The organism is Levilactobacillus suantsaii (assembly GCF_014069315.1).
Classification (GTDB): Bacteria; Bacillota; Bacilli; order Lactobacillales; family Lactobacillaceae; genus Levilactobacillus; species Levilactobacillus suantsaii.
Genome location: NZ_CP059603.1, coordinates 1,598,072 through 1,618,385 on the forward strand (window position 1 = coordinate 1,598,072; position 20,314 = coordinate 1,618,385).

The following is a 20,314-nucleotide window of genomic DNA, read 5'->3' on the forward strand; positions in this document are numbered from 1 at the left end:
AGTCTAAGGGTTAATGAGAAATAAGGGGGGGACCACAATGCTTAATCAACGCTTGACTGCCATTTTACAATTGGTCAATACGAAGCATCAGATTGCAGTCACGGAACTGGCGGCTGTGTTGAACGTCTCGGTCGTCACGATTCGCAAAGATTTGACTACTTTAGAGCAGCAAGGGTTACTGCGTCGCCAACACGGTTGGGCGGTCCAGGACGCCCCTGATGATTTGAATGCGCGCTTAGCTATCAATTATGCCATTAAGGTTAAAATTGCCATGGTGACCGCTGACCGGGTAGCCGATGGGGCCACCATCATGCTGGATTCCGGGTCGACCTGTGCCTTACTGGCCGATCAGTTAGGTGAACAACAAAAAAACGTGACCATTGTGACGAATTCATACTATATCGCCCACCGGGTCGGAGATTACCCGACGTTGACAGTGGAAGTCCTAGGCGGCCAGTATCAGCCTGTCGCTCAGGTCGGGGTCGGCCCCTTGACGTTACATATGTTGACGGCCTTTCACGTGCACCAATTGTTCGTGGGCACTGATGGTTTTGACCCACAAAGCGGGTTTTCGGGGCGTAATCTGGCTCGTAACCAGGTCATCCAAGCCATGGCTCGTCAAGCCGATACGGTGACGTTACTGACCGATAGCAGCAAGTTTCAGGGCCCCAGTCTGATTCAGCAATTTCCCCTGGACCAGGTCGATGCAGTCGTGACCGACCAAGATTTACCGTCCGCAATCGCCACCATGTTGCGGGGAGCTTTGGACTTACAATTGGTTTAGGACCAGGAGACATAAAAAAGTAAATCGCCGCAATAATTTTGTTATCTTGCTTAGAGCAGGGGATGACGAGTTGTTGCGGCGATTTGTTTTTTGTTCACTATTGAATTATCTTTCGAACGAAACTATAATGGATTCCGTAAGATGAAAGCGCTTTTACATTACGACCGTTAAAAATCAAAGGAGTGTTGTGTGATGACTAGTATTTTCGGGAGTCCAGCAACTTATGTTCAAGGGATTAACGCATTGCAAGAAAGTGATCAGTACATCAAACGCCTGGGACAAAAGGCCGTCTTGTTAGCCGACCCCGTTGTGCTGAAAATCGTCGGGAACGATTATGAGACGTACCTGACGACGCACGGAATCAGCGTGAAAAAGGTTCAATTCAACGGTGAAGCTTCAGACAATGAAATTAAGCGGGTCGCCGGGATTGGTAAAGATTTCGGGGCTGACTTGGTCATTGGTATGGGCGGAGGTAAAACGCTTGATAGTGCCAAGGCCATTGCGGATGATTTACAGGTAGCTGTCGCAATCCTACCAACCTTAGCCTCGACTGACGCCCCATGTTCCCGGCTGTCCGTTATCTATTCGGATGATGGCTCCTTTGAAAAGTATCGGTTTTACGATAAAAGCCCTGATTTAGTCTTGATCGATACGGCAATCGTGGCGGGGGCACCGGCACGGCTACTGGCTTCCGGGATTGCTGACGCTTTAGCAACCAACGTTGAAGCCAAAGCAGTTGCTCGGGGAAATAATCAAACGATGCTGGGCGCTCAACAGACTCTAGTCGGTAATGCCATTGCCACCAAGTGTGAAGAGACCCTGTTCAAGTACGGCGCGGAGGCATTGGCTTCGGTTAAGGGACACGCCGTTACCAAGGCACTCGACCGGGTCGTTGAGGCCAACACCCTGATGAGTGGTCTGGGCTTTGAAAGTGGCGGCTTAGCCGCTGCCCACGCCATCCACGATGGGTTGACCGCATTACACGGGCCAGTCCACGAGATGACCCATGGTGAAAAGGTTGCCTTTGGGACCTTGACGCAGTTGTACCTGGAAGGGGCCGACCAAGAGCGGTTCGAAAAGTACTTGCGTTTCGATTTGAAGCTGGGGTTACCAACGACCTTTAAGGATCTGCACCTGGAGAACGTGAGTGATGACGACCTATTGAAGGTCGGTCAACAAGCGACGGCCCCAGAAGACACCATGAAGCAGATGCCGTTTGAAGTTACGCCGTATGACGTCGTCCAAGCGATGAAGGGTGTGGACGCGTACAGTCGGGAGGTACAAGGCTTAGCTTAAGTTAAAAGTAACGTAAAAAACAGTTGGTCCTAGACCTCCCTAAGCAGGGGGCGGATCAACTGTTTTTGCATCTATTTTAAAATTGAAAGTTAAGGTTTAGCTGAAGGCGACTTGGGCGTGACTTTAGTATGCGGCGTTTTAGTGACCTGGTGGATAGCGTGTTGCGTCAATTTTGTGACGGTCGCTGACGACTGGGTCACGCTACTGAAGTACTGCCGTAAAATTCGACGGTAATTGGTGGTGACGACCGTGGCATTGGGATGGGTCTTTTTGAATTGTCGTTGCGCCGCCTTAGCCCAACGCTTAGATTTGGCGGGCTGATCAGTGTGGTCAATGAGATAGGTCACGTTCTTGCTGGCTTTACGCGATTGGGGGCTGACTGGCTGGTTTTTAGCGTGAGTCGTTGCCAAAGATGCCCGCATGTTCGTGGTCAAGCTGGTGATCTCGTAGTACTGGTTCTTCTTGACTCGTACGCCAGCGTAAGTCTTGAACAGTAAGACGTTGAGGAGACTAGCAATGATCACGATACCGATCCCACACACGATAATAGCCATCGGGGGCCGCAACGCGCGCTGATGCACCTTGGCCCAAATCAAGCCGCCTAAGCCTCCTAGCGCAATCAACGCGCCCAGACTAAAGAGAATCTCAATTAAAATGACTTCGGTACTCGCCAACATCGTTTCACCCGGTTTCTAGTAGAATTCATCTTATTATCATACCACTAATAACCCAACCGTGAAACGGCCGTTCCAGGGCAATCCGTGAATTGTCGGGGTAAATGTGGTAAAATCAAAGCACTGCGTCAAGTCAGGAACATTTACTAAAAATCAGTGAGGACTAGTTATGAGCGAAAAAAATTTAGCAACGGCGGTTGATAAGCGGCGGACCTTCGCCATTATCTCCCACCCCGATGCCGGAAAGACCACGATCACCGAACAGCTATTGTTGTTCGGGGGCGTCGTGCGGGAAGCCGGAACGGTCAAGGCCCGTAAGAGCGGAAACTTTGCCAAGTCCGACTGGATGGAAATTGAACAGAAACGGGGCATCTCGGTCACCAGTTCTGTGATGCAATTTGACTACCAGGGTAAGCGCATCAACATTCTAGATACGCCCGGACACGAAGACTTCTCCGAAGACACTTATCGGACGTTGATGGCCGTGGACTCGGCGGTCATGGTCATCGACTCCGCCAAGGGGATTGAACCCCAAACTAAAAAGTTGTTCCAAATTTGTAAGATGCGGGGCATTCCGATCTTCACCTTCATGAACAAGCTCGACCGGGACGGTCGCGACCCCTTGGATTTGATTGCCGAACTCGAAGACGTGTTGGGCATCGAAGGTTACCCAATGAACTGGCCGATTGGCATGGGGAAGGAATTAAAAGGCCTCTACGACCGGTACCACCAACGTGTGGCCCTGTTCCGCAAGGACGACCAGGGTCGGCGCTACCTCCCGTTAAATGATGACGGTGACTTAGCCGAACCCAACGCCTTAGAACAAGACGATTGGTACACCGACGCGCGGGAAAACATGGCCATGATTGAAGAGGCCGGTAATCCATTTGACGCCGATAAGATTGCCAGCGGGGACCAGACCCCGGTCTTCTTCGGCTCGGCGTTGGCCAACTTTGGGGTCCAGACTTTCTTGGAAACGTACCTGGAATACGCGCCGAAGCCGGCGGTTCACCATACGGCAAACGATGGGGATGTGGCGCCGACTGACGAAGATTTCTCGGGCTTCGTCTTCAAGATTCAAGCCAACATGAACCCGCATCACCGGGATCGAATTGCCTTCGTGCGAATTTGCTCTGGCGAGTTCGAACGGGGGATGGACGTCATGCAGACCCGGACCGGCAAGAAGCTACGGTTGTCTAACGTGACCGAATTCATGGCCGACACGCGAGAAAACGTGGAGACGGCCGTGGCCGGTGACATCATCGGGTTGTATGATACAGGGAATTTCCAAATTGGTGATGCTATCTATACCGGGAAGCACGCTGTTGAATTCGAGAAGTTACCGCAATTTACCCCGGAACTCTTCGTGCGAGTCTCCGCCAAGAACGTCATGAAGCAAAAGTCGTTCCATAAGGGCATCGAACAGTTGGTCCAAGAAGGGGCCGTGCAACTTTACACGGCTTACTCGACCGGCGACTACATCTTAGGCGCTGTGGGTCAACTGCAGTTCGAAGTTTTCCAGTTCCGGATGAAAAACGAGTACAACTCGGACGTCATCATGGAGCCGATGGGCAAAAAGACGGCGCGCTGGATCAACCCGGACCAGTTGGACGAACGGATGTCTTCCTCCCGGAATCTCCTGGTCAAGGACCGGCAGGGAGAGCCATTGTTCTTGTTTGAGAACCAGTTCGCCGAACGGTGGTTCAAGGATAAGTATCCAGATGTGGAATTGACCGCTAAACTGTAAACTAAGAAAACCGAAGCGTTACGTTGATTGACTTTGTCAGTCGACGTGACGCTTTTTGCTTACAGTCAAAACGCACCAAAAAGGACCGGCAGTGGTTGCCGGTCCCTAAAAGTTATCGTGTGGATTTTATCAGTGGCGTGATTTAAGCCTTAACGGTCGCGTCCTGTGTCGAGGCTAACTTGGCTTGGGCCGCTTGCGCTAAGATGTTCAGGTAGTTGAACGGCCGGTCGAAGTTCGGCTGGAACAGCATGTCGACCATGGCGAGGTCGTCGATGGTGTTGTTGTTCTGGATGCAGACGGACAGGGTATTGGCCGATTGCGAGACGTCGTACTTACTCATTAACGCACCGCCTAAGATCCGCTTCGTTTGCGGGTCAAAGACCAGCGACATCAAGACGGGTTCCGTCGACGGCATGAATTCCGGCCGGTAGTTGTCGGTGATGATGACTTGTTCGGCATCTAGGCCTTGTTGCTTGGCGGCGGCCAAGGTCAACCCAGTCGACACGATGGTCCGCCCGTATAAGGCTAAGCCAGAAGACGATTGTGTGCCCATGTACTTGACGGTTGGGTTCACCAAGTTCTTGCCGACTAAGATGCCTTGCCGCACCGCATTGGTGGCTAGCGGAATGTAGGCGTTTTGGTGAGTTGGGTTGTAGTGGACCGCGGCACTGTCACCCGCTGCGAAGATATCGGGGTTCGAGGAGCGCATGTAGTCGTCGGTGATGATGGCACCGTTAGCGGCCATCTTGACCTTACCCTGAAGCAGGCCGGTGTTGGGCCGGAAACCGATGCAGAGAATGGCTAAATCGGTTTCGTAATGGCCCTTATCGGTGTTGATGGTCAAGCCATTGGCCGTTTCTTCGAAGTTGGCGACAGTTTCACCCAGAGCGAGTTGGACACCGTTGTCTTGGTAGTCTTTTTCGATGACGTCGGTGAATTCGGAGTCAAAGTACTTCGGCATCACACGGTCTTGAGCATCGATCAAAGTCACGTCATGACCGGTCTTGGAGTAGGCTTCGGCGAGTTCAGCACCGATGTAACCGGCCCCGATGACCGTGATGCGCTTGGCTTGCTTAGCGTCTTCAAAGAGGACTTGAGCGTGGTTCCAGTTCTTGCAGAGCTTGACCTTGTCGCTGTCGATGCCAGGAATCTTAGGAATAATTGGCCAGGACCCGGAAGTCATGACTAATTTATCGTAACTTGCGGTGGTCTGATCATGGGTGGTCAAGTCTTCGACCGTGACCGTTTTTTGGTCCGGATCAACGTCTAAGACATTGTGATTCATTTGGACATTGGCGCCCAACTTTTTCAGTTCCTCGGGACTGGAGTAAAACAGGCCTTGAGGGTCAGCGACTTCGCCGCCTAAGTATAAAGCAATCCCACAGGACAGGAAGGAAAGGTTATCGTTTCGTTCATAGACCGTGACTTCGGCATCCGGGTGTTCCGCTAAGATCTGCTTAATGGCAAAAGTTCCCGCATGGGTACAACCAACAACTGTGACTTTCATAGATAGTGCCTCCCAAATTATAAGTAAGATAAGTTTGAGTTTAACTTCACAAACCGTGATAATGTAAGCCCATTCAATTGGCTACAACTCTATTTTAAACAATCGTCCCCAAATGTCAACAACTTCTTGAAAGTGTTACCATTTTGCGCAAACACGGTTTAGGGAATGGCTAGTTTTTAAGCGCTAAAAGCGGTAAACTAGGGCCATTATGAAAAAAGAAAGGGGCACTAATTAAACATGATTAAAAAACATTTGACGGCTTGTACGTCAGTTCTGGTCGGCAAGGCGGCCACCGTCGACGGGTCGACGCTAATTGCCCGTAACGACGATACCTTTTTACCCTTGACGCCACAGCGGTTTTACGTGCATCCGGCTGAACACGACCAACCGGCCCGGACCTGGACGTCGAACCAAAATGGGTTCACGGCCCCGATTCCAAGCGATGGCTACCGTTATTTAGCTACGCCGAACGTGGAGACTGAAAAGACCGGAGAGTACGCCGAAAGCGGTATTAACGACCATAACGTTGCGATGAGTGCCACCGAAAGTGTCTACGGCAATCCCAACGCGTTGGCTTACGACCCGTTAGTGGAAAATGGGTTAGCGGAAGATTCCCTGCAGACCATGGTCTTACCTTACATTACCTCCGCCAGAGAAGGGGTCCGTTATCTGGGCAAGCTGATCAAGCAATATGGGTCACCCGAAGGCAATGGGGTCTTGTTCTCCGATAGTCAAGAAGTCTGGTACATGGAAATCGTGACCGGTCACCACTGGGTCGCCCAACGTATCCCAGACGATGCTTATGCGGTCACGGCTAACCAGGTCGCCATTCAACAGGTGACCTTCGATGACCCGGATAACTTCATGTTCTCCGCGGGGATTCAAGCTTTTGTGGCGGATAACCACCTGAACCCCGACCACGACGGTTGGAACTTCCGTCATATTTTCGGGACCAGTACCGAAAAGGACCGCCACTACAACACGCCGCGGGTCTGGTTCGGCCAACGGGTCTTGAATCCGGAAATCGAGCAGGATCCGCAATCAAGTGAGCTACCGTTTATCTGCCGGACCAGCCACAAGATTAGCGTGGAAGACGTGGAATACATTTTAAGTTCGCATTACAACGAAACGCCATACGATCCGTTGGGGCACGGGCCTGAAGAGTTGCGGACTAAGTTCCGGCCGATTTCGATGAACCGGACGCAAAATTCGCACGTCTTGCAAGTGCATAACGATGTGCCTGCCGACCGCGCGGCCATCATGTGGTTATGCTTTGGGGTGCCAGCGTTCAGTCCTTACGTGCCGTTCTTCGCCAACGTGACGGATACGGACCCAACGTACCGGACGACACCGCGGCGCCTCGATGACCAAAGTGCTTACTGGATGTACCGGAAGTTGTCGATGATCGTGGAATCCCATTACCGCCAGTTCATTGAACAAGACGTGGATTACGTCACGGCGGCCAAGCAAGACCTCCGGACGCATGTCGCGCAAACATTGGCTCACGTGGCCCAGGAGAAATTGAGTGGCGACGATTTGGTGGCTTATTTGACGGCGCAAAACCATGCCGTTACGGCTGCAATGCGCAAGACCACGACAGACTTCACCAACGGCTTGATTGAAAAGGGCCTGACGCTGTCCCGATTGACCTATAACATGGATAAGAATTTATAAGATGAGTTGAATCGAATTAACGTTTCAAAAAAGGCGGCTGTGAGCAAAATCTCACAGCCGCCTTTATGAAGTTGTTCAGAAAAACTTAGCGTTAGACCTGCTTGGCCAACCGGACGTAGCGCGCGTTGATGTAGGCTTGCGGACCAATTTGGTACCAAATCAAGTTTTGATCGTCAACGACGCGCCGGCGAATCTCGAGTAATTCACCGTCCGGCAACTGGCCGGCCACTTCGCCGTAAGGGTCGCGGTAGAAGGTTACCGCGTGATCGGGCACGTAGTCCACGGTCCCCGACCACTGCACGGCCTTGCCCGTCAATTTGGTTTGCCGGGGTAATTCTAGGTGGCGTGACCAGTGCAAGCGCCGTTTGGTTTCCGCGGCATTCAGCCACTGGTTACCACCCAAATTGTACCAGACGGTCTGGTCGGTCAACGTGATGATGGCAAAGATGCGCCATAATGATGTGGCTGGGAACCGGTAACGGTAGGCCTGACCGGCGGGTAACGCATAGACCGCGTGGTTACTGAGCAGGGTCACGTATTGGTGGACCCGCTGGACCGTTTGCCAAGCGTCACGCCGGTAGAAGTACAGCAAGCGTTGCGTTTGGTCGGTGTAAGTGCCTTGTTGCGGCCCTTGCGCCTGGAAAATGTGGTAGCCCTTAACCGGCGGGACGGCCAAGTGGAAACTTGCGCCCAAAAGCCCGCGAAACAGCCCCGGTAATGCCAACAATTGTCCGGAGTCGTAATCAATCTGGTAGACCAAGACCGGGTACCCCCATTGCCGTTGGTAGGTCAACGTCATCAACCCGTATTCACTTAAAAAAGTCTGAGTGAAGCCCGTCATCTTGGCTAACGTGTAGCCGGGAATGGTGGGGGTGGTCAGGTGAACGGCGGTGCCGCGTTGTCCCGTAAGGACTAACGCTGGTTGGAGTGGCCGGTTCTGAGAATCGACGATACGGACGACCAGGGTGGCATTGGGCTGTTCGTGGGTGGTCACCGGATTCACTGCCACGGGCGGAACGGTTGGCTGCGGCGTTGGCGTTAATTGCTGGGTCGGTCGTTGGGGTTGAAATGGCCGGTCCACCGGGGTTGCTTGCCGTGGTGGGACCGTGGTGGGGCGGTGCGAACGGGTCGGTGTTAAGAGCCGTCGTAACCAATTAAAGAAAGCCATTTCCCATTCACCTCCAAAAGTAAGTCTGCCCAGTGTCTGTCGTGGTGCCTTTAAAATACAGTATACCGCATCTAATCGGGACCTGCAGGGGGGAATTCACTTAGAACCTAAAAACGGGCGCACCGCGATTGGCAGCGCTCCCGTTTAGAGTCGTTTATTTGGTCGTATCCGTGTCGTCCGCTGAAGTCGAATCAGTGTCATCATCGTCGGCGGCAGTTAAGGTAATCTTGCCGTCCGTGATTTTGGCCGTCAGGTTCTTTACACCGGCGTGGTCCAGGTAGAAGTCCGCAATGCGGTCTTCGATTTCTTCCTGGATGACCCGCCGTAATGGCCGCGCCCCCATGGCGGGGTTGTAGCCCTCCGTGACCAGTTTTTCTTCGACTGGTTCCGTAACGTGTACGTGTAGGCCTTGGTCGGCTAACATCTGGTTGACGTCATCGATCATCAGGTCGACGATCTGCATCAAGTTATCCTTCGACAATGCGTTGAACTCGATGATGTCATCGAACCGGTTGATGAATTCAGGCCGGAAGTAGTTGGTCAGACTGTCCAGAACGGAGTGGGTCTTTCCGGAGGCTTCGGCCCCGAACCCAACGCTGGCTTCCACGTCACCGGTCCCGGCGTTACTGGTCATGATGATCAGGGTATCCTTGAAGGACACCGTCCGGCCCTTGGAATCGGTCAAGCGCCCATCGTCCAGAATCTGTAAGAACATGTTCAAGACGTCTGGGTGAGCCTTTTCGATTTCATCCAGCAGGATCAACGTGTACGGGTGCCGCCGAACCTGTTCGGTCAGTTGTCCGGCTTCTTCGTAACCAACGTAGCCCGGTGGGGACCCAATCAGCTTAGAAATGGAATGGGGTTCCATGTATTCGGACATGTCGAAGCGAATCATCGCGTCTTGAGAACCAAAGAGTTCGTTGGCCAATTGCTTAGCCAGTTCCGTCTTGCCGACCCCGGTCGGGCCAACGAAGAGGAAGGACCCAATCGGCCGACCAGTCCCATTCAATCCGATTCGGTTCCGCCGAATAGCCCGGGCAACCTTATCGACCGCTTGGTTCTGGCCGATAATATGCTTTTCCAAGTCGGTGGCAAGGCTCTTCAACTGATGTTGTTCCTTCGCTTGGAGTTCGCCAACCGGGATATTGGTCTTTTCTTCGACGATTTGTTGCATGTCCTTTTCGGTCACGTCAGTTGCCGCTTGTTGGTCCGCGTTCGTGGCGTTTTCCTTCGACTTGTTGAGCTTTGTGACCTGGTCGCGGTAATAGGCGGCCTTTTCGTAGTCTTCCTGCTTCAATGCGGCTTGCTTTTGCTTTTCTGCACTGTCGATTTTTTCATCGATGGCGTGCGGGTCAGCCACGTTGATGGTCAGGTTCTTCCGCGACCCGGACTCATCGAGCAAGTCGATGGCCTTGTCGGGTAAGAAGCGATCTTGAATGTAGCGGTCGGATAACCGGACCGCCGCTTCAATCGCAGCGTCCGTGTAGTGGACGTGGTGGTAATCTTCATATTTCTTCTGGATTCCCTTAAGAATCTTTACGGCTTCGTCTGGACTCGGTTCATCGACCGTTACCGGTTGGAACCGCCGTGCCAAGGCTTGGTCTTTTTCGATGTCCCAGTATTCATTCAACGTCGTGGCACCGATCAGTTGGAAGTCACCCCGGGCTAACGCAGGCTTTAACACGTTACCCGCATCCATACCACCTTCGGCATTGCCGGCACCCATGATTTCGTGGATTTCGTCAATGAAGAGGATGATGTCCGGATTGGATTGAACTTCCTTCATTAATTGTTGCATCCGTTGTTCGAACTGACCCCGAATCCCGGTTCCTTGAACCAGCGATACGACGTCTAAACGGACAATCTGCTTGTTGGTTAGCTTTTGCGGTACGTTGCCTTCAACGATGCGCTCAGCTAGCCCTTCAACGACCGCCGTCTTCCCAACACCGGCTTCCCCGATTAACACGGGGTTGTTCTTAGTCCGCCGGTTCAGAATTTCGATGACTTGCGCCGTTTCCTTGTCCCGTCCGATAACGGGATCAATCTTGCCGTCTTTAGCCAACTGGGTGAGGTTCAAGCCATATTGACTGAGTAGGCCGCCCTTACCGTTGTTCCCTCGGTTACCCGCGGGTTGGGTCGGTCGTTGCCCACCAGTCTGCCGGTAATCGTTTTGGCTGGGATTACCGCCTTGCATGGCCCGGAAAATATCATCCAGGTTTCCAAAGCCGAATGGATCTTGTGCCATACGGCCACCTCCATTTCCAGAGTTATTGGTCTGCTGATCTTTGAGTAGTTGATAGCAATTTTGGCATAAATCAATCTGTTGCCGTTGCCCGTTCACACTCATATAAAGATGAATGGTCGCTTCGTTGCGGTGACAGTTTTGACATAGCATTTTGTCGTCTCCTTTCTGCCTTGGAGTAAGTGTGGAAGCAGTCCACACTGGTCATCCAAAAGGTTTGACCTTCTTTGACCATTAGCCACATTATACCGCCTCACACGGTGGGTGCAAGTAATTTGTCTCGCCCCCGGTAGCCCGGTCAAAAGGGCCCCTTTGAACTGAACGCCTTTATTTTAGCACTCTACCCACGAGAATGCTAAAAGTCACGTTCATTTTCAAAATAAATTTTTGACCTGCCTGGTATTTCAACGTAGAATAGTGGAAAGAAAAGGGGCGAATAGCGACATGGCACGGGATTTTACCGCATTAATGAATCAATTAAAAAACAAGGAACTCGATGAATTTGAAGTGGGCCCAGACGATTTTCAGGCCTTTCAACAGGCCTATATGGCGTTTGATACCCGTAAACGGGTGATTGGGCAGGCCCACAAGAACGGCAAACTAGTCTATCATTACGACCACGATGCCGGAAATCAGTCTGCATAAGGGGAACTAGTCGGTGTTTTGGGGCGAATCATGCTATAATTAGCTCTGGAACAAGTGAACGCCCGCAGGTTGCTGGGCCGGCGATACGGAATCGCTGGCCTGTGACAGCCCCGATGAAAGCGGTTAAGGTAACTTGTAATTTAACAGCAAGATTGATATTCTAAGAAGGTAGACATAACGTTTGTCATGGTTGTTTTGGTCAATGCGCAAGACCAAAGGACGCTATGCTCGTTAGAAAATCAACCTATAAGCTTAAAGGAGATCGATCAATTATGGAAAAACGCGAATTTCATATTACAGCAGAAACGGGTATTCATGCTCGTCCGGCAACTTTATTGGTACAATCAGCAAGCAAGTTCAACTCAGAAGTCAGCTTACAATACCAAGACAAGTCCGTTAACTTGAAGTCCATCATGGGTGTCATGTCCTTAGGGGTCGGCCAAAATGCCGAAATCACGATTACGGCTGATGGTGACGACGAAGCCGATGCCATGACGGCCGTTGCTGAAACCTTGAAAAAAGAGGGCCTATCTGACTAATGAGAACGATGCTCAAGGGAATTGCCGCGAGTGACGGCGTGGTGTGCGGCCAAGTCTATCGCCTGGTCGACCCCGATTTAACCGTCCACCGACGGGCAATCACTAATCTGGATAACGAAGTAAATCGATTCCATCAGGCCCTTGAAGCAGCTGTCTCTGATGTCGAGGCAATTAAAACTCGTGCGACTAAAAACCTGGGTACTGAGAGTGCCCAGGTTTTTAGTGCGCACATTGCGATGCTCAAGGACCCCGAATTGACCACCCGGGTGGACGCGCAGATTAGAGATCAGCAGCTCAATGCCGAGGTCGCTTTGGCCAACGTGGTGCAGGCCTACGAACATTCTTTTGCGGGGCTGACGGATAACCCGTATATGCAAGAACGCATCACGGACCTCCACGACGTGACCAAGCGCGTCACGGCCCATTTGTTACGGGTACCGTTACCGGACTTAGCCTTAGTCGACCATCCCGTAATCGTGGTGACCCACGACTTGATTCCGAGTGATACGGTCTCGGTCAACCCGCGGTATATCTTAGGGTTTATTACGGATCTCGGTGGCCGGACATCTCATTCGTCGATTCTGGCACGTTCGATGGCCTTACCCGCTGTGGTGGGGACCAAGACAGCAACGACACAACTGACCAACGGGGAAATGGTGATTCTAAACGGGACCCACGGACAGGTCATGGTTGACCCTGACGCGGATGAATTGGCCAAGGCCCGAACGACGATGCACCAACGGACCGTCAATCAAAAGCGACTCAATCGATTACGGCACCACGGGACCGTTAGCCAAGATGGTGTGGGCGTGACCTTAGCGGCTAACATTGGCACGGCGCAGGATCTTCCTAGTATCCTCAAGAACGGGGCCGAGGCCGTAGGACTGATGCGTACCGAATTCTTATACATGGATGCCGCTGAGTTGCCGAGTGAAGACGACCAGTTTGACGTTTATAAGCAGGTGCTCACGGCCTTAGCGCCGCGACCGGTGGTGATTCGCACCCTGGATATCGGAGGCGATAAGCCGTTACCGTACTTAAAACACAAGCCGGAGACGAACCCCTTCATGGGTGACCGGGCCATTCGGCAGAGTTTGACCCACCAAAACGTCTTTCGGAGCCAACTCCGGGCGCTGTTACGGGCGTCGGCGTTTGGCAACTTACGCATCATGTTTCCCATGATTGCGACGCTCGATGAGTTTCGGCAAGCTAAGGCAATTTACGACGACGAACGGTCAGCTTTGACCGTTGCCCAGGTACCAATGGGGCACGTGAAGATTGGCATGATGGTCGAAGTTCCGGCCGCGGCTTTACTGGCGGACCGATTTGCGCAAGAGGTCGACTTCATGAGTATCGGCACCAACGACCTGATTGGTTATACCATGGCCGCCGACCGGACGAACCAAGACGTGGCTTATCTCTATCAGCCGTATCACCCGGCCATTTTACGGTTAGTCAACCGGGTGATTACCGCGGGACATAGCGCCGGCATTCCGGTGGCTATGTGTGGTGAGATGGCGGGCGATCCCATCGCCGTGCCACTACTTTTGGGGATGGGTTTAGATGAATTCTCAATGGGAGCCGGGTCGATTTTAAAGACCCGTCGGCTGATCAGTCAGTTGAACGCCCATGACCTCCAGGCGTTGGTGGAGACCGCGTTGAATTCGGCCAGCACCAGTCAAGAAGTCATTACCATGGTCCAAGCTGCCGTCCCGGATTTATTGAAGAGCTGACGGTTAAGTTGTTTTCACTATTATAGAAGTAAAAGACGTTTGGTTCGGAATTCCCGAATCAGACGTTTTTTAAGTTTTCCCAGAGTTTGGTTAGAGTTTTAGCTGTGGTTTGCAATCAAGTAGGCAAACCCATATAATTGTGATGATTGTACAATACATGGCGTCAAGGACTTTTTTTAACAGAAAGAGAAACAAGGGGGATTGGCAATGAACATCGGCATATTTACGGATACCTATTTCCCTCAAGTGAGTGGGGTCGCAACGTCCATCAAGACGCTGCGCGATCAGTTAGAAAAACAGGGGCATCAGGTGTATATCTTTACGACGACCGATCCACACGTGGAACGCAACGTTTACGAACGCAACGTGTTTCGTTTTTCGAGTATTCCGTTCGTGTCGTTTACGGATCGTCGAATTGCCGTGCGGGGACTGTTTCAGGCCTACCAAATTGCAAAGGAATTAAACTTAGACATCGTCCACACCCAGACGGAATTTTCGATGGGGTGGATCGGGAAGTTCGTGGCCCGGAACCTAGAGATTCCGTGCCTCCATACTTACCACACCATGTATGAGGACTACTTACATTACGTGGCCAACGGGAAGATCTTAAAGCCCGTCCACGTCAAACAGGGGACGCTGGCCTTTTGCTACCACCTGACGGGCGTCGTGGCGCCCAGTGACCGGGTGCTGACCACGTTGAGTGATTACGGGGTTAAAGCCCCGATTCGGGTGATTCCCACGGGGGTCAACTTGCACCAGTACGAACAGCCGGATACCGCTAACTTGCGGCGTCAATTGGGCTTGGCACCGGATACGCCGGTCATTTTATCGTTAAGCCGTTTAGCCTATGAAAAGAACATCAAGGCAAGTATTGCGGCGATGCCGGCTATTTTGGCGCAGGTCCCCCGGGCTCAACTTTTGATTGTGGGGGATGGTCCGGCTAGAGCAGATTTGGAGCAACAGGTAAAAACGGCGGGGCTAACGGATCACGTCACTTTTACCGGTGAAATCGACAATGACCAGGTCTTTCGCTACTATCACCTGGCCAACGTCTTTTTGTCGTCATCAGATTCCGAGTCACAGGGGCTGACCTATATCGAGGCTATGGCGGCCGGGACCAAAATCGTGGTCATGACTAGTCCATACACCGATGAGTTGTTATCGAGTCCGACGCTGGGGGTTACGTTTACCACGGCGGCAGAAATGATCAAGCACGTGGTCTGGTACTTACAGCCGGAACATCAACAACCGGATCCGGATTTGCTGGCCCAAAAGTTGGCCGAGATTTCTGCGGATACCTTTGGCCAACGGATTATCAACTTTTACCGGGACGCACAAGTGAGTTACGAACAAGCCCACGAAGACAGTCCGGATTTCAGCGATTAGAGGAGTTATTGAATGCTAAAAATCAACATGTTTTCGGCTGCTGATTCCGTTAAGGGACAGGGGGTCGGGAGTGCGTACAACGAGCTGATGAACTTGTTGCACACCCGGTTGAACGGGGACTTTCAGGTGACCGTCAACCGTTATGGAAAGGTGGACCTGACGCACTACCACACGATTAATTTTTCTTACTACTTATCTACGTTTTTACCTGGTCGGGGACGTAAAATTGGCTACGTGCATTTTTTGCCAGAAACACTAGAGGGGAGCCTCAAGATTCCCCAGCCCTTTCGGGGGATTTTTTATAAATATGTGATTGCCTTTTACCGCCGGATGGAGCACATTGTAGTGGTCAATCCGACCTTTATTCCTAAATTAGTGGCGTATGGGATTCCCGCTACTAAGGTGACTTATATTCCCAATTTCGTGAGTCGCCAAGAGTTTTACCCGGTCGATGCGGCCCAAAAGCTGCAATTACGACAACAGTACGGTTACTCGGCAAAAAAGTTTACGGTGCTGGGAATTGGCCAGATTCAGGAACGTAAGGGGCTATTTGACTTCATTAAGCTTGCCAACCACCACCCAGAGTTGCAATTTATCTGGGCGGGGGGCTTTTCATTCGGTCGGATGACCGATGGTTACGCCGAATTGAAAAAGGTCGTCGACGATCCACCAGCTAATTTGAGCTTTCCGGGGATTGTTGATCGCGACAAGTTAGTCGATTACTATAATCTGGCCGACTTGTTCTTGCTCCCTTCCTTTAATGAGCTTTTCCCGATGTCGGTCTTAGAGGCCTTCAGTACGGGGACCCCGGTCATGCTGCGAGATTTGGAACTTTACCAGGCCATTATTGCGGGTGATTACCAACCAGCTAAGGACTACGCTGAGATGGATCAGGTCCTGACGACGTTACCGCACGATGCCGCAACGTTAGACCAACTCCACCAGCATAGTTTGGCGGCAGCAGACCATTATTCGGAAGCCCATTTGGCTGAGATTTGGCGCGACTTTTACCGGCAACAGGCAAAGAAGGGATAACGACATGACACGACGAAACAAGTGGGTTCTAACGTTGATGTTGCTGTTGGGGATTGCCATCTTTGCGTACTCGCTCCGGGATATCCGGTTTTCGGTGTTAGTCAACGACTTCGTGCACATCAATTTCTGGTGGTTCGGTGTGGCCGTGATCTGCATGCTCCTGTACCTCGGACTCGAGTCCGTCATCGTCAAAGTCTTCATTTCTGACCGGATCAAGGGGTTTTCCTTCAAGGATGCCCTCCGGATTCCACCGATTGAGCAACTCTTTAACGGTATTACGCCCTTTTCTTCCGGTGGGCAACCGGCACAGCTGATTGCGCTGATGCAAACCGGGGTCGATGCGGGGAAGGCCAGTTCGATTCTATTGATGAAGTTCGTGGTGTTCCAGTCAATGATCGTCATCAATTTTTTGATTGCCCTGGTCATCGGGTTCACCTACATTCAGGATAAATTGCACGCGTTAGCCTGGCTAGTGGTGTTTGGCTTCGTCATTCACTTGGCAGTTATCGTGGGGCTCCTGATGGTCATGTTCTGGCACGCTTTTACGAAACGGGCGGTCACCGTGATTTTGTACCCGGTTCACTGGTTTATGAAACGCGACCGCTTTGAACGCATGGCGGCCAAGATTGACCAAAAAATCGATTCGTTTTACGCTGAAAGTGTGCGGATTAGCGGGAAAGGGAAGTTGATGGCCAAGGTCTTTGTCATCACGTTCTTTCAATTACTTTTCTACTATTTAATTCCGTATTTCATCATGTTAGCGTTGGGCTACACCTCGGCGAACATCGTCATGGTCACCAGTCTGCACGTTTTGATCGTCATGGTGATTTCACTGTTCCCGATTCCCGGTGGCTCCGGGGGGGCAGAGTACAGCTTTGAGATGATTTTTAAAAGCTACATCGCCTCGAACAGTAAGTTGGTTTTAGCTATGATTTTATGGCGCTTATTGACTTACTACTTCGGCATGCTGACCGGTCTCATCGCAATGGCGGTTAAGCCAGACCGGGTGGTTGAAGAAAGTGACGACACAAATGCGTGAGTTTTTCGCATTATGACGTGTCATCTAGGCTTAAGTTTGGTAAAATCATAGTGAAGCTTAGAAAGGGGACCAATCATGGAAGAATCTCAACTGATTGGCATCATCAATCGTCTTAAGGCGATGCAAGAGGATGCTACCGACGAGCCGCAACCCCGTCGATTCGAAAAGGAAGGCGTTGAGCAGGCGACCGTTGTGTACAATGCTGCCGCCAACACCTATACGTTAACTGAGCATAATCCGGAGACGACCTTTGAGTTTGATAACATTGACTTAGTGGCTATCGAATTATTTGATTTACTGACGGATAACTAACAAAACTGTGGAAAACATGGTTTTGTTTTTTTTATAGGCTGAAAAGTTGAATTTTTTCAAAGGTTGCCCATAAAAATTGATTACCCAGCACTATCAGTTATACTGAAGTAATGTTAACTATTTTGTGGAGGCTGTCTCATGGCAAACTTTGTTAAACGACGAATGAGCTGGGTTAATACCCGAATGGGTTTCTTCCTGTTGATCATCGTTTTATTTTGGGTTAAGACGTACATCGCCTATCAAACCGAATTTACGCTGGGCGCCAAAGGAAGTGTGCAGCAGTTTTTACTGCTGATTAACCCCCTTCCAGCTGCTTTGCTGGTTTTTGGCATTGCTCTGTATTTTCGCGGCCGCTTGGCCTATTGGTTGATGCTGATTATTGACTTCCTGGAGTCAACGTGGATTTTTGCCAACGTTGTCTATTATCGGGAGTTTTCTGATTTTCTGTCGTTTGGAATCATGAAGGGTTCCAGCGACGTTCAAAATAATCTGGGGAAGAGTTTAGCCCAGATTACCCATCTGTATGATCTTTTTGTGTATCTGGACATCATCATTCTGATTGTGCTCTTGGTGGCACACGTGATTCGAATTGATCCACGACCGTTTAAACGGCGCTATGCACTTAGTATTACGGTGTTGTCGTTTGGATTGATGTTTGCGGAATTTGGGATGGCCAATGCGGACCGGTCAGGATTGTTGACCCGGACGTTTGATAACAACTATATCGTGAAGTACTTAGGGTTGAATGAGTACGCCGCGTTTAACGCTTATCAGACGCAAAAGGAAAGCGCTACGCGGGCCAGTGCTAATGCCAGTGACATGAAGAGTGTGCTGAAGTATCTGAAACAGAATCGGGTCAGTCCGAACGTGTCGTACTACGGTAAGGAAAAAGGGAAGAACGTCTTTATCATCCACCTGGAAAGCTTCCAACAATTCCTGTTGGATTATAAAGTAGATGGTAAAGAAGTCACCCCAACGTTGAACAAGTTCTATCATAATAAGAATACGCTATCGTTCGACAACTTTTATAACCAGGTCGCTCAAGGGAAGACTTCTGACGCGGAAATGATGTTGGAAAACTCCCTGTTTGGCTTGCCACAAGGGTCAGCGATGACTACTTATGGGACTCAAAACACGTTCCAGGCGGCTCCAGCGATTCTGAGTCAAAAAGCGGGTTACACCACGGCGGCGTTCCACGGGGATGTCCCAAGTTTCTGGAACCGGGACAACACCTACAAGTCGTGGGGCTACCAGTACTTCTTTAGCTCAAGCTATTATAAGCAAAAGGCGGGGTACAGTGTCGGTTATGGGTTGAAAGACAAGATCTTCTTGAAGGAATCGGCGAAGTATATCGAACAGCTACCGCAGCCGTTCTACGCTAAGCTGATTACCTTGACTAACCATTACCCGTATGAGTTAGATAAGAAGAATATCGACTTCCCAGCCACCAAGACTGGGGATAAGACCGTTGATCCGTACGTTCAAACGGCTCATTATTTGGATCAAGCCTTTGCGGAGTTCATTAGCTACCTGAAGAAGGCTGGTCTCTATAAGAATAGTGTTATTTTAGCCTATGGGGACCACTACGGGATTTCGAATAACCACCGGCCGGCGATTGCCCAACTCTTAGGTAAGAAGAAGGTCACTAACTATGACTTGGCTCAATTCCAGAAGGTCCCACTGATGATTCACGCCAGTGGGCTTAAGGGGGGCATTAACCATACCTATGGTGGGGAGATTGATGTCTTACCAACCTTACTGGATCTGTTGGGGGTAAAAAACACCGACACGATTCAGTTTGGTCAGGATTTACTAGCTAAGAATCGGAATCAGACCGTTGCCTTTAGAAACGGGAACTTTGTCTCGCCAACTTATACTAAGATTGGCAGTACCGTTTACGATACGAAGACGGGGAAGGTCTTGAAGCTGACAAGTGCACAGAAGAAGAAAGTTGCCAAATTACAGAACCATGTGACGACGGAACTTTCATTGTCTGACCGGGTTATCTATGGCGATCTCTTGCGCTTCTACACGCCAAAAGGCTTTAAAAAGGTCGACAAGAACGACTTTACCTATAAGTACAAGACTGCCACGGAAAAGCTGGCAGAGGCATCGAAGAAAACGAAGACTAGCGTTCTCGCGAAGAACAACGGTAAGAGTACCGTCTCGGAATACAAGACGGATGCACCAGAACTTAAGTAAGCAAGCAGTCAAAAGCCCGTCACCCTTGTGGTGGCGGGCTTTTGGTGATTCTTGGACGAGATTGCAAAATTAATTTCAGTAAATATTCATTTCTTGCTTGACCATTCTAGGAGATATTGGTAAACTTATTTTTGTTGTCATTTACGGAAACAAAGCCAATGGCAACGGCAAACGTTACGATTCAACAATTTAAAAAAGGCCTTGACGGCTGACTTGAGAATTGATATGATAGTAATCGTTGTTGAGAATATTTATTCAATTTCTTCCAAAGCAATCAATAATTATTCAAATTGATGTTTAAAAAGTTGTTGACACGGTATTATCGACATGC

16 protein-coding genes are annotated in these 20,314 nt (G+C 50.7%); 12 read left to right on the forward strand and 4 right to left on the reverse strand.

The features are described from left to right. Positions 1–37 precede the first annotated feature (37 nt). Together H3M12_RS07380 and H3M12_RS07385 are read left to right on the forward strand one after the other, a co-directional pair. Entirely contained in the window at positions 38–784 is a 747-nt protein-coding gene (locus H3M12_RS07380; protein WP_182150579.1) for a DeoR/GlpR family DNA-binding transcription regulator, read from the forward strand. 192 nt (positions 785–976) lie between these two features. After that, positions 977–2,080, forward strand: coding sequence for a glycerol dehydrogenase (locus H3M12_RS07385; protein WP_129033136.1), 1,104 nt, complete (start codon positions 977–979; stop codon positions 2,078–2,080). An 89-nt stretch (positions 2,081–2,169) separates the two neighbouring features. Here H3M12_RS07385 and H3M12_RS07390 read toward each other — a convergent pair whose 3' ends face one another. Next, a complete protein-coding gene (locus H3M12_RS07390) occupies positions 2,170–2,757 on the reverse strand; it encodes a hypothetical protein (RefSeq protein WP_129033135.1) in 588 nt (195 codons plus the stop codon). Positions 2,758–2,923: 166 nt separating this feature from the next. On the opposite strand from H3M12_RS07390, the gene H3M12_RS07395 reads away from it, so the two are divergent. After that, positions 2,924–4,501 carry a peptide chain release factor 3 gene (locus tag H3M12_RS07395; protein WP_182150580.1) on the forward strand — a complete coding sequence of 526 codons (1,578 nt, stop codon included), beginning with the start codon at positions 2,924–2,926 and terminating at the stop codon, positions 4,499–4,501. A 142-nt stretch (positions 4,502–4,643) separates the two neighbouring features. Here H3M12_RS07395 and H3M12_RS07400 read toward each other — a convergent pair whose 3' ends face one another. Next, positions 4,644–6,008, reverse strand: coding sequence for an FAD-dependent oxidoreductase (locus H3M12_RS07400; RefSeq protein WP_129033133.1), 1,365 nt, complete (start codon positions 6,006–6,008; stop codon positions 4,644–4,646). A 237-nt stretch (positions 6,009–6,245) separates the two neighbouring features. On the opposite strand from H3M12_RS07400, the gene H3M12_RS07405 reads away from it, so the two are divergent. Continuing rightward, complete coding sequence (locus H3M12_RS07405; RefSeq protein WP_182150581.1) at positions 6,246–7,682, forward strand: C69 family dipeptidase; 1,437 nt, start codon at positions 6,246–6,248, stop codon at positions 7,680–7,682. A 91-nt stretch (positions 7,683–7,773) separates the two neighbouring features. On the opposite strand, the gene H3M12_RS07410 is transcribed toward H3M12_RS07405, so the two are convergent. Both H3M12_RS07410 and H3M12_RS07415 read right to left on the reverse strand, forming a co-directional pair. After that, entirely contained in the window at positions 7,774–8,850 is a 1,077-nt protein-coding gene (locus H3M12_RS07410) for a MucBP domain-containing protein (RefSeq protein ID WP_129033131.1), read from the reverse strand. A 154-nt stretch (positions 8,851–9,004) separates the two neighbouring features. Next, positions 9,005–11,245 (reverse strand): ATP-dependent Clp protease ATP-binding subunit, encoded by a 2,241-nt coding sequence (locus H3M12_RS07415; RefSeq protein WP_182150582.1) that lies wholly within the window; start codon positions 11,243–11,245, stop codon positions 9,005–9,007. Between the two features lie 291 nt (positions 11,246–11,536). Between H3M12_RS07415 and H3M12_RS07420 the strand changes: the two genes are divergently transcribed. The 8 genes from H3M12_RS07420 to H3M12_RS07455 all read left to right on the forward strand — a co-directional run bounded on the left by H3M12_RS07420 (position 11,537) and on the right by H3M12_RS07455 (position 19,983). After that, on the forward strand, positions 11,537–11,737 hold the full coding sequence (locus H3M12_RS07420; RefSeq protein WP_129033129.1) for a hypothetical protein: 201 nt from the start codon (positions 11,537–11,539) through the stop codon (positions 11,735–11,737). 272 nt (positions 11,738–12,009) lie between these two features. Then, positions 12,010–12,276, forward strand: a complete 267-nt coding sequence (locus H3M12_RS07425; RefSeq protein ID WP_129033128.1) for a phosphocarrier protein HPr — start codon at positions 12,010–12,012, stop codon at positions 12,274–12,276. Beyond that, the gene (gene ptsP, locus H3M12_RS07430) at positions 12,276–14,009 is read left to right on the forward strand and encodes a phosphoenolpyruvate--protein phosphotransferase (protein ID WP_182150583.1); all 1,734 of its coding nucleotides are present in this window, start codon (positions 12,276–12,278) and stop codon (positions 14,007–14,009) included. The genes H3M12_RS07425 and ptsP overlap by 1 nt, the downstream gene beginning before the upstream one ends. 207 nt (positions 14,010–14,216) lie before the next feature. Then, positions 14,217–15,395 (forward strand): glycosyltransferase family 4 protein, encoded by a 1,179-nt coding sequence (locus H3M12_RS07435; protein ID WP_129033126.1) that lies wholly within the window; start codon positions 14,217–14,219, stop codon positions 15,393–15,395. 12 nt (positions 15,396–15,407) lie between these two features. Then, complete coding sequence (locus H3M12_RS07440; protein ID WP_182150584.1) at positions 15,408–16,430, forward strand: glycosyltransferase family 4 protein; 1,023 nt, start codon at positions 15,408–15,410, stop codon at positions 16,428–16,430. A 4-nt stretch (positions 16,431–16,434) separates the two neighbouring features. After that, complete coding sequence (locus H3M12_RS07445) at positions 16,435–17,469, forward strand: lysylphosphatidylglycerol synthase transmembrane domain-containing protein (protein ID WP_129033124.1); 1,035 nt, start codon at positions 16,435–16,437, stop codon at positions 17,467–17,469. Between the two features lie 75 nt (positions 17,470–17,544). Continuing rightward, the gene (locus H3M12_RS07450) at positions 17,545–17,781 is read left to right on the forward strand and encodes a YkuJ family protein (protein ID WP_129033123.1); all 237 of its coding nucleotides are present in this window, start codon (positions 17,545–17,547) and stop codon (positions 17,779–17,781) included. 138 nt (positions 17,782–17,919) lie between these two features. Further along, positions 17,920–19,983, forward strand: coding sequence for an LTA synthase family protein (locus tag H3M12_RS07455; protein WP_129033122.1), 2,064 nt, complete (start codon positions 17,920–17,922; stop codon positions 19,981–19,983). The last annotated feature ends 331 nt before the right edge of the window (positions 19,984–20,314 follow it).